Genomic DNA, 11,043 nt, shown 5'->3' on the forward strand with positions numbered 1-11,043 from the left:
TGACATTTATTTGTCCCCCTCTTTTACATTTTCTTCTATAAAGTCAACTATTTCCTTAATTGGGGTACCAGGAGTGAAAATACCTTCAATTCCTAAATCCCTCAAGAATTGATGATCTTCTTCTGGAATAATTCCTCCAGAGATTACTACAACATCTTCTGCTCCTTCTTCTTTAAGCTTTTTCATTACTTCTGGAAAAAGGTGTTTATGAGCACCAGAAAGAATACTTAAACCAATAACATCTACATCTTCCTGAATAGCTGCTCTTACTATATCATCAGGAGTTTTTCTAAGACCTGTATAAACAACCTCCATTCCTGATTCCTTTAGACCACGGGCTATAACTTTTGCCCCACGATCATGACCATCAAGACCTGGTTTTGCTATTAATACTTTTATCCTCTTATCACCCATATGAACTCTCCTTTCTTATATCTTATGATTTTAAAAACTAATTAAACTAAAATTAATAATTGCATTGCATTTTTGTATACAATGTATAATAAAAAATAATCTAATCTAAAAATTCTTTTAAATTAGATATTATTTTTTCTTCTGCATTAAATTTATGATTTAAAGATTTTTTTACAGCCTTTTCAGCTTCTCTATTTTTAATTAATTCAAATAATTCAATATGTTCTTTTGAAGCACTTAAAAATCTTTCTTTATCATTAGAAAATGAAATATGAGTATAACGAAGATGCTTTCCTTCAAAATTTTTATAAGTATTAATAAATAGAGAATTATTATAAATATTAAGTATTTCAAAATGAAAATTTACATTAAATTCATTGTATTCTTTTAAATATTTATCAGCTATTGGAGAATTATTACTTTTTTCTCTATCATAACCTGTTTTTATTTCAGAGACTATTTTTTCTAAATTATCTAAATCTCCTTCTTCCCAGGTTTTTGCAATATTTTCAACTGCCACTTTTTCTAATAACCTTTCCATTTCATAAATATCTTTAAGTTCTTTAATAGATAATTTACTAACTTTCACACCACCACTTACATTTCTTGTTAGAAACCCTTCAAATTCTAAAAGTTTAATAGCTTCCCTAAGTGGAGTCCTACTTACCTGTAGTTGCTTAGAAAGATTTTGTTCAATCAATCTTTCACCTGGAGCCAAATCCATTGTTATTATGGCATTTTTCAAAGTTTCATAAACTATATCAGCAGTAGACATTTTTTTAGTATTTATCGGCTTTAATTCCATAAAAATCTGCCTCCATTTACAAAAATAACAACTTTTTATCAATGTTTTCTTGCTTTTTTGCATCATTGAATATTTGTATACAATTAAAGAATAACATAAGTATTTTTAATTGTCAATAAATTTTAACTTTCCTTTTTATCAAGAAAGAAAATCCCAATTCCACCTATTCCTAAATGGACTCCCAGTACACTACCTATTTTTTCTATACAAAAAATATTTCCACCTATTTCTTCAATTTTTTCTTTTAATAATTCTGCCTGTTTTAAGTCATCAGCATGGGCTACCCCAATTAATTGCTCACTTAGATCATAACTTTTATTTTTAAGAAAATCGATCATTTTATTAATCGCTTTTTTAGATCCGCGAACTTTTTGCAAAAGTTCTATTTCCCCATCATTTACATGCAAAATGGGTTTTATTTTAAGGATATTGCCAATAAATGATTTAGTTTTACTAATTCTCCCACCTCTCATAAGGGCTTTTAAATTATCTAACATAAAAACATGTTGAATATGATTGGCAAAAAATTTGACTTTTTTAATTATTTCTTTTCTATCTTTTCCCTCATCTGCTAATATAGCTGCTTTATATGCTATTATCCCTGTAGCCACAGAACCGGCTTTACTATCTAAAACATCTATTTTACATTCTTTATATTTTTCCTCTACATCTCTGGCAACTAATTTTGCCAATTGATAGGCTCCTGACATTTTAGATGAAAAACTAATATAGATAGAATCATAACCTGCTTTTGCATTTTTAACAAAAACCTTTTTTATGTCTTCAGGACTGATTTGAGATGTTTTAGGGAAATTTTTATCTCGAATAGATTGATATACCTGATCAACCTGAATATCAATTCCATCTTTATAACTTTCATCACCTATATGAATATTAAAAGGTAGAATTTCTATATCATATTCTTTTAATATTTTTTTAGGCAAATCACAGGCACTATCCACAATTATTTTAATTCCCACTTCTAATCACATCCTTTATTTAATTATTCCTAAATTATATTAGTTATATACTTTTTCAAAGAATATCTTATTCTGTCTTTCTTACCCTTTGTTGTATCAGCAGTAATCAACGAATTATAAATTGCTTCTTCAGTTGTTTCAGCAGTTGCTTTAAATAATTTATTTATTTTATTTTCATTAATAATTTTTACATCTAAAATCTCATCATTTTCATCATGTTTTATTTTATTAGCAGTAGAAAATCCAATAGCGATTTCTCCGCTCCCATTTTCTATATAAGAACCAGTTCTGTTAATCCCTACACTTGTCCTTTTTATAATTCTATTTAATTGTCTTGAACTTAAAGGAATATCTGTTCCTAAAATCACTATTATTGAACCCTTTTGTTCTGGTTCTTCAGATTTTATACCTTCATTTTTCTCTAGATTTTTTATTATTTCACCAGCTTTAATACCATTTAATCTAAAGTCTTCTTTTTTCCCAAAATTAGATAAAACTAATATCCCTAAATGAAAATTTTTATTAGCAATACTTATCTTTCTAGAGGAAGAACCAATTCCACCTTTTAAACCATAACAACTCATACCAGTTCCTGCTCCAATAGCTCCTTCTCTAAAATCATCCCCTACATTCTCAAATGCTTTAAAAACATGATTCTCTTTTAAATGCAAACCTCTGATATCATTTAAATACTGATCATTACATTCACAAATTATAGGATTTACTGTACCTGTTTTATCTCCTATTTTTTTATTTTGCTCAAGCATTTTCCTGACAAGAGCCTGATGAGCTATCCCAACATTTAAAGTATTGGTTAGCAGGATTGGAGTTTCAATTGTACCTAATTCATTAATTTGAATTAGACCTGTAGACTTACCAAATCCATTAATTACATGACTGGCTGCTATGATTTTTTCTTTGAAAAGATTGCCATTGTGTGGCAAAACCGCTGTTACTCCTGTTCTTATTTCACCACTAGCAAGTGTATAATGTCCGACTTTTACTCCTTTAATATCAGTAATCGAATTTTTGTAACCTGTTTCAAAATCGCCAACATTGATATTGTAATCACGTATTCTTTTTGTTTTATTCATAATTTTCACCATTATCCAAGTTTATCACCTTTTTCAACTTCTTCTTCTGGGGTTATGAGAACAACTCCTTTTTTAGAATAAACTCCCAGGACTAAAACTTCTGATATAAAATCTGCTATTTGTTTGGGAGGAAAATTAACCACTCCTAAAACCTGTTTTCCGATTAATTCATCTAATTCATAATTATCTGTAATTTGAGCACTGGAATCTTTTATACCAATTTCTTCTCCAAAATCAACTTTTAGTTTATAAGCATCTTTTCTGGCTTTTTCAAAATCTTCAGCTTCAATTATTTCTCCTACTCTTATATCCATTTTTCTAAAATCTTTGAATTTAGCCATTTTATACCTCCCTCTTATTATTATATTATAAATATTATTTTTGAGCAATTCAGATAGCTAAATATTATGGTTTTTAAAAAATTAAAGAACTAACAAATACTGCAAAAATGGCTCCTAATACTACAAATATTAAATTTTTTTCTTTATAAGCTAAAATAAAAGCCGTTATGGCTCCCAAAATAGCAGTAAGTGGTCTTCCAGTAGAACTAATAAATGCAGGAAAAATAAGGGCACTTAAAACTGCAATTGGAATAAAACTTAAAAAAGATTTTAAATATGAAGGTAATTTTACTCCAGGTAAAATAGCCAACGGAATCATCCTTGGTATATATGTAACCAGGGCCATACCCAAAACCATTATAAAATTATTTTTCATCACCACTCACTCCTTCCGGAAAAAATATAGTAGCTATTATAGAGGCAATAATTGTAACTAAGACTATTTCCCATCCTTTTGAAATATCAACAATATTTCTTAACAAATAAAAACTACTACTAACTATAATGGTTATTAAAACTGTAAAAACTGCTGTTTTTGATTCTTTCAGATTTGGGACAAGCAGACCAATAAACATAGCATATAATGCAATCCCCATGCTTGACTGAATAATCTCAGGTAAACTGGCACCTAAATAATGACCAAATATAGACCCTATAACCCAGGCTGAATAGGATATTAGATTAAGACCAAAAAGAAAAAATCCTTCTATATCTTTATTTTGCATTGAAGCTACCGAAAATGTTTCATCAGTTATCCCAAATGAAAGAAAAAATAACCATTTTGGAGGAATATTGTCTTTTAACTTTTGGGAAAGAGAAGCGGACATTAAAAAGTGACGAAAATTTAAAATAAAAGTTGTTAATACTACTTCCCCAATTCCTGTTCCTAAAGCCACTAAATTAACAGCCACAAACTGACTTGCTCCTGCAAAAACCATAACTGACATAAGAAATGTATTTAAAAAAGAAAGCCCACTATTTCTAGCAAGAAGACCAAAAGTTAAAGCTATAGGCAAATAACCAATAGCAACTGGGAGACCTGTTTTAAATCCTTTTTTAAAATTTATTTTATTTTCTTTAAATTTATTACCCACAACCATTACTACTATCACCTCTGCTTTATTCTAATGAAAATATAAATTATAAAATTATTACTTAAATCTTATTTTCAACAAATTTTAATTAACTCCTTCATAAATTTTGCTTTAAATCTTGAGCTAAATACTATATGATATATATTAAGAGTAATAATTATTAATTAAATTGGAGGTCTGGAATAATGGAGACAATTTTATACAGTTTTTTTGCAGGAGCTTCAACATCAATTGGAGTATTTATTTTGATGTTATTTGGAAAACCGGATAAAAACATTATGGCTTCACTACTTGGATTTGCAGGAGGAATAATGTTTGCAATTTCTGTTTTTGAATTAATGCCAGAAGCAGTAAACCTCGGTTCAGAATTAATTATGATTATTGGAGTTTTATTAGGTGCTTTAATGATGTGGAGCCTTGATAAATTAGTTCCACATTCCCATTTATCCAGTTCTGATGATCTTGCTGTAGAAAATCCGGAAAAAATGAAAGAAAGAGATCCTATTTTACGTACAGGTTATTTGGTTCTATTTGGGATAGCTATTCACAACCTACCAGAAGGTCTAGCTATTGGAGCAGGTTTTGAATCAAGCCCTGAAGTTGGATTATTAATAGCAGTTGCTATCGCATTTCATAATATACCTGAAGGCCTGGCTATTGCCGGCCCTCTCAAAGCTGGCGGAATAGATAATTGGCGCCTTTTTTGGTTTACATTAATGGCAGGACTTATGACTCCAATTGGTACTATTATCGGTAAATTGATTTTTAATATATCACCTGTTTTAATTGGAGGTTCTCTTGGCTTCGCTGCAGGTGCTATGATATATATTGTAAATGATGAGCTTATACCTCAATCCAATCACATGCAGGACCATTTTGCAAATGCCGGCCTTATTATCGGTTTATTAATAGGATATTTAATATTATAAATACTTTAGTGATTTGACATATTAAATTACTACTGGTATAATTTAAATAATCTATTCATTCAGGGGGTGAGCAGAGACTAGTTTTGTAATAATTAACTTACTTATGTTACATATTTAGAAGTATGTTAGATGAGTTTAGGAGAGTTGAGACGAGTTGAGCACAACAAAATCTTAATATGGGTTATCTTTGTTTTTGATGATAACTAGTTCATACTCATATTTCTCAACTCTGTTACCTGCTTATCTTTATAGCAGGTATTTTTTATTTTTAAAAAAACAGAGGAGGAAATAAAATGTCAAATAAAGATAAAAATTTAACAGAAGATTTTTTTGGTGAATATGGAGGTAGTTTTGTCCCTGAACCACTTGTACCGGTACTTAAAGAATTACAGGAAGCTTATGATAAATATAAAGACGATTCTCAATTCAAAAAAGAAATAGATTATTATAATAAAAATTATATAGGTCGACCAAATCCATTATATTTTGCTGAAAAGTTAAGTGAAAAATATGGAGCAAAAATTTATCTGAAAAGAGAAGATTTAAATCATACAGGTGCTCATAAAATTAATAATACCATTGGTCAGGCTTTATTAGCTAAGAAAATGGGTAAAAAAAGAGTTATAGCTGAAACTGGAGCCGGTCAGCATGGAGTTGCAGCAGCCACAGCCTGTGCTTTAATGGATATGGAATGCCATGTATATATGGGTGAAGTAGATACTAAAAGACAGTCATTAAATGTATTTAGAATGGAATTGTTAGGAGCAGAAGTAATTCCTGTAACCCGTGGAGCTAAGACTTTAAAAGATGCTGTTGATGTTGCTTTAGAAGATTTAGTTGAAAATTATGATAATACATTTTATATGTTAGGCTCAGCAGTTGGTCCTGCACCTTATCCAAGAATTGTTCGTGATTTTCAATCTGTAATTGGTAGAGAAGCCAGAGAACAAATTTTAGAAGTTGAAGGAAAACTACCAGATTATTTAATGGCCTGTGTTGGTGGTGGTAGTAATTCTATTGGTTTATTTCATCCATTTTTAGAAGATGAAAACGTCAATATCATTGGTGTTGAACCAGGAGGAAAAGGAGATGGCCCTGGGGAAAATGCTGCTCCATTAAATTTTGGTAAAGCTGGCACTATCCATGGTTTTAAAACATATATGCTCACAGATGATGATGATCAAATCGCTGGAACACATTCTATTGCAGCCGGCCTTGATTATCCGGGAGTGGGTCCTGAACATAGTTACCTTAAAGATACAGGACGAGCTAGGTATACTACGATTGATGATAAAAAAGCTTTAGCTGCTTTTCATGAACTATCTGAAGAAGAAGGTATAATTCCTGCTTTGGAGAGTTCACATGCAGTAGCAGAAGCTTTTAGACTTGCCCCTGATTTAAATAAAGATCAAGTCATAATTGTTAATCTTTCCGGCCGCGGTGATAAAGATGTTAAACAAATTTCTGAAATGAAATAGCCTCCTCAAAGGAAAAACCCAATCCAGATTTTTTCTGGTTGGGTTTTTTCTATCTAATCTTTTTTACCTCTTTACCAAAAGGCATTAAAGAAACTTTGGCAAGTTTTAAATTTTGTTTGGCAAATGGAATACCAATAATTGTTATTGTAAAAAATAATGCTGAAATTAGATTTGCTAATGCTATCTCCCAGCCAAAAAATATGATCCAAATAATATTTGCTATCATCCCCAGAGAAGATGTTCCTTCATCTACAACTTCTTTACCAAAAGGGGCCAATTGTAATTTAGCCATTTTAAAACACTGTTTTCCTACTGGCAAACCTATAATTGTAATTGACCAGATTATTCCTGCAAGCAGCCAGCCAATTGCCTCTATAAATCCACCAAAAATAATCCAGATTATATTACCTATTAAACTCATATTAATCCCTCTTTCTTTTTTTATTACTTACATTTTATATATTCTATATTATCAATTTTTCTCCTTTTTATTTATTTTCATAATATCCCCTAACTAATATCAGATAAACATGATTATTTAAATATATAAAAGAATATGATAGCATATAAGAGATAAATAGCTCTAATCATTTGACAAAGCTAAACGAATTAACTATAATATCTATTGTTGTAATTAAAAATCATCACAAAATTCAATTATAATTTTGAGGGGGATTAAATTAATGAAAAAATTATTAACTATTTTAGCAATTTCCGCAATACTTATAAGTTCATTTTCACTATTTGCTACAGCTCAAAATTCTGATAATGTAATAACTTTAGGAGACTCAAATTGGCCTGGATTAAGAGGTAAAAATGCAATAGTTAATTATATTTTAGAAAATATAGGTTATAAAGTTGAAAGGACTTCTGCTACAGACCCTATGCTTCGTCAGGGAATAATTAATGGAGATATAGATATTTATCTTGGTACCTGGATGCCTTCTTTACAGAAAGCCAGAACTCAAAATCAAGATAAACAACATCTTGTTACTAAAAATATGCATAATGGTCTTTTAGGAATGGCAGTCCCCAAATATGTTGCTGAACAGGGGGTAACCAGTTTAGAAGATCTTCAGGAACATGCTGATAAATTTGATAAAAAATTATACGTAGGCCCTGCCGGCTGGGTTTATGATGGAAAAATAAGAGAAGCTCAAAAAGACAATATTTACAATTTAGAAGATTGGGAATTAGTAAGTAGTAACCCTGCTGCTCTCTGGACTGAATTAGAACAGGCTATAGAAAATGAAGAATGGATTGTCTGGGCAGCCTGGCAACCACACTGGATGAATACAGTTTATGATATGGTGTATTTAGAAGATCCAGAAACTATTTTTGGCAATAAATACTCCTGGGTTGAAACATTGACCAGAAAGGGTTTCCCGGAAGAACATCCTCAGGTTACAACTTTTTTGAAAAATTTTATAATAAAATCAGAAACCCAAAGTTTACTTAGTTATCAAATTGGTGAAAAAGAAAAAGACGCAGATGAATTTGCAAAAAAATGGGTTAAAGATAATATTTATCGAGTAAGTACATTTTTAGCTTTAGTTGAAGCACCTAATGGTGAACCAGCTATTGATGTTTTAAGGGAAAATATAGGACTTGAAAAATAAATAACAGCTTTAAAACCCCGCATATTTTCTGCGGGGTTTACTTTTTATATTTGTTTTTAATAATAATTTATCCTGTCATTTCTTTTGAAGACTGCAATGAATCCAAAATAAATGAAGGTAGTTTACTCCCATAACGGAGACCTTCTCTTAAATTATACATTTTTTCATCAATAACTTTTAGCTCTTCTAAAAGATTTATTTCTTCTTTAGTTGTTTTTATGAGATCAGCTATTCCACCATTATTTATTACAATTCTTCTATCACCCATAAGTGCTAAAATAGGATCATGAGTGGCCATCAATACTATTTTATCTTCTCCTACTAATAGATCAAGAGCTTTTTCACGGTCAATACCTGCATTTTCTATCTCATCTATTAAAACAATAGGTGAGGAACTTAAAATAGCAGTATCTGCTATCATTAAAGCCCTGGATTGTCCTCCACTAAGACTTGTTATCTGTACATCATCAGCAAACTTTTCTCCAGCTAATTCATTTGCTTTTATAATAATTTTTTCTACAATTTCATCTTCATTTTCTATAAGGCGGCTTTCAGCATGTAAATGTAAAAATTCTTTTACAGAAAGATCCATTACAAAATTCATATTTTGAGAAAGCTGAGCAACTAATTTTTTATTTCCAGAAAGTCTCCACTTCTTATCAGGGACATCATCATTTATAAGAATATGCCGTCCTGTAGGTGTGTCTCCTCTTGCTGCCCACTCTATATCAGCAAGTAATCTACTTTTTCCTGAACCAGTAGGACCAACAATAGAAATTACTTCACCACTATTTATATCTATTTTTTCATAATTTTCTACCTGACCATCCTTATCAGTTCCCGGTAGTAAAGAAAGACTTTTAACTTTTTCTTCTTTTTCGCCTAAAAATTCCTGCATATTATCAATATAACTTACTAATCTGTTTAAGAATTCTTCAATACCTATTATCATATCTTCTTTTTCATCAACTGTTAATTTTTCATATTTCTCACTAATTTTTAAATCTTTTTGGGTTATATCAAGACCCTGTTCTTCAAAAAATGATTCTGTATATGGATATTTTTTAAGTATTTTTTTTATTGTTAAATTACGAAGATAATTTTTATTACTCATCTGTATCACCTAATTCTATTTTTTTCACATTTCCTAATTGATGTTCATCTCCAATTCTTCTTTCTCCAAGACAGTAAGAACACATAGCAGAAGGCATAGAAAATCTCAATTCTTTTCCTTTTACAGTTTCAATATCTTCATCATCATTATAAAGTAAAGTAGAAAATTCATATGCTCCCTGGCCTGTAAGACCATTAATATGCATAACCATAGCTTTCGGATTTACAGTACTTACTCTGGAAGCAAAAACCTCCCTTTCAGCCTGTGATACTATATCCCCTTTGGTAATTGCTACAATATCAGCTGTTTTCAGCATAGGGCCAATCTTTTTAGGTGTGTTAATTCCACTGAGATTATCTATTACACAAACAGCTTTTATATCTTTAATATAGGGAGAACAACGATTACAAAGTCCAGCACTTTCAGTTATAAGTAAGTCCAGATCTTTTTTTCTTCCCCATTGTACTACTTCTTCTATATTACTTACAAAATAATGATCAGGACAGAGTGAACCAGATAGGCCTTTTTTAACAGGGATCCCTTCTTTTGCATAAAGCTCATCATCATCTGTATAAAGACAATCAAATTTTACTACACCTGCTTTTATATCTCGATCTCTCATAGCTTTTATAGTTTTTAAAATAACTGCAGTTTTACCGGAAGAAGGAGGTCCAGAAAAGGTTACTAAATTCATCTTAACTAACCTCCCTTATTTTTTTATTAAATTGTTCAGTTAACTTATTTATTAATTGACCTGGATCTTCATTTCTTAAAAAATCCCAGCCAGGCCACATAAACTTAGAATTATCTTTTAAATTATTATTTATTTCAGGTAATACACTTGGGAAAAGCCCCTGTTCAGCCAAAATTCTTCCTACTTTTTCAGAAGCAAAGAAATCAACTAAAGGCTGAATTTCAGGTAAACTTTCTTTTTTAGTCAACATAAATATCGGACTGATTATTGCGCCATCTTCTGGCCAGATAAATTCCATATGAGGAAATCTCCTGGCCATTCTTGTAAAAAAGTAAGGCATAATGGTTACAGCAGGCTCACCTTTTTTCTTCCTGCCACCTTCTTTTACCATTTCTGCTGGATGTTGTGATTTCATCATTGACCTGCCTAAATTGTCTATACCTTCTTTTCCATATTTTTTATAGATATTTATTAAAATTGC

General features: G+C 30.6%; 14 protein-coding genes. 3 read left to right on the forward strand and 11 right to left on the reverse strand.

All coding sequences use genetic code 11. The annotated features are described in order from the left end of the window. Positions 1-6: 6 nt before the first annotated feature. The 7 genes from VJ881_07920 to VJ881_07950 all read right to left on the reverse strand — a co-directional run bounded on the left by VJ881_07920 (position 7) and on the right by VJ881_07950 (position 4,746). Positions 7-414 (reverse strand): cobalamin B12-binding domain-containing protein, encoded by a 408-nt coding sequence (locus VJ881_07920; protein HKL75979.1) that lies wholly within the window; start codon positions 412-414, stop codon positions 7-9. A 100-nt stretch (positions 415-514) separates the two neighbouring features. Then, complete coding sequence (locus tag VJ881_07925) at positions 515-1,219, reverse strand: GntR family transcriptional regulator (protein ID HKL75980.1); 705 nt, start codon at positions 1,217-1,219, stop codon at positions 515-517. A 122-nt stretch (positions 1,220-1,341) separates the two neighbouring features. Then, entirely contained in the window at positions 1,342-2,199 is an 858-nt protein-coding gene (locus tag VJ881_07930; GenBank protein HKL75981.1) for a DegV family protein, read from the reverse strand. 29 nt (positions 2,200-2,228) lie between these two features. Beyond that, a complete protein-coding gene (locus VJ881_07935; GenBank protein ID HKL75982.1) occupies positions 2,229-3,293 on the reverse strand; it encodes a P1 family peptidase in 1,065 nt (354 codons plus the stop codon). An 11-nt stretch (positions 3,294-3,304) separates the two neighbouring features. Beyond that, complete coding sequence (locus VJ881_07940) at positions 3,305-3,634, reverse strand: tRNA-binding protein (protein HKL75983.1); 330 nt, start codon at positions 3,632-3,634, stop codon at positions 3,305-3,307. A 73-nt stretch (positions 3,635-3,707) separates the two neighbouring features. Then, complete coding sequence (locus tag VJ881_07945; GenBank protein ID HKL75984.1) at positions 3,708-4,010, reverse strand: AzlD domain-containing protein; 303 nt, start codon at positions 4,008-4,010, stop codon at positions 3,708-3,710. Further along, entirely contained in the window at positions 4,000-4,746 is a 747-nt protein-coding gene (locus VJ881_07950) for an AzlC family ABC transporter permease (protein HKL75985.1), read from the reverse strand. The genes VJ881_07945 and VJ881_07950 overlap by 11 nt, the downstream gene beginning before the upstream one ends. Positions 4,747-4,913: 167 nt before the next feature. Here VJ881_07950 and VJ881_07955 point away from each other — a divergent pair, with 167 nt between their 5' ends. Further along, positions 4,914-5,657, forward strand: a complete 744-nt coding sequence (locus VJ881_07955; GenBank protein HKL75986.1) for a ZIP family metal transporter — start codon at positions 4,914-4,916, stop codon at positions 5,655-5,657. A gap of 293 nt (positions 5,658-5,950) precedes the next feature. Next, positions 5,951-7,135, forward strand: coding sequence for a tryptophan synthase subunit beta (gene trpB, locus VJ881_07960; GenBank protein ID HKL75987.1), 1,185 nt, complete (start codon positions 5,951-5,953; stop codon positions 7,133-7,135). A gap of 49 nt (positions 7,136-7,184) precedes the next feature. On the opposite strand, the gene VJ881_07965 is transcribed toward trpB, so the two are convergent. Beyond that, entirely contained in the window at positions 7,185-7,556 is a 372-nt protein-coding gene (locus tag VJ881_07965; GenBank protein ID HKL75988.1) for a YccF domain-containing protein, read from the reverse strand. Positions 7,557-7,818: 262 nt separating this feature from the next. Here VJ881_07965 and VJ881_07970 point away from each other — a divergent pair, with 262 nt between their 5' ends. Continuing rightward, a complete protein-coding gene (locus tag VJ881_07970) occupies positions 7,819-8,754 on the forward strand; it encodes a glycine betaine ABC transporter substrate-binding protein (protein HKL75989.1) in 936 nt (311 codons plus the stop codon). 67 nt (positions 8,755-8,821) lie between these two features. Here the strand turns inward: VJ881_07970 and VJ881_07975 are convergent, their stop codons facing one another. From VJ881_07975 to VJ881_07985, 3 genes are all read right to left on the reverse strand, one after another. Then, positions 8,822-9,868 (reverse strand): ATP-binding cassette domain-containing protein, encoded by a 1,047-nt coding sequence (locus VJ881_07975; GenBank protein HKL75990.1) that lies wholly within the window; start codon positions 9,866-9,868, stop codon positions 8,822-8,824. Further along, complete coding sequence (locus tag VJ881_07980) at positions 9,861-10,562, reverse strand: GTP-binding protein (protein ID HKL75991.1); 702 nt, start codon at positions 10,560-10,562, stop codon at positions 9,861-9,863. The genes VJ881_07975 and VJ881_07980 overlap by 8 nt, the downstream gene beginning before the upstream one ends. A gap of 1 nt (position 10,563) precedes the next feature. Further along, positions 10,564-11,043: ABC transporter substrate-binding protein (locus VJ881_07985; protein HKL75992.1), on the reverse strand; the 480-nt coding region annotated here is incomplete at its 5' end.

The sequence above is a fragment of the Halanaerobiales bacterium genome, assembly GCA_035270125.1.
Taxonomy (GTDB): Bacteria; Bacillota; Halanaerobiia; order Halanaerobiales; family DATFIM01; genus DATFIM01.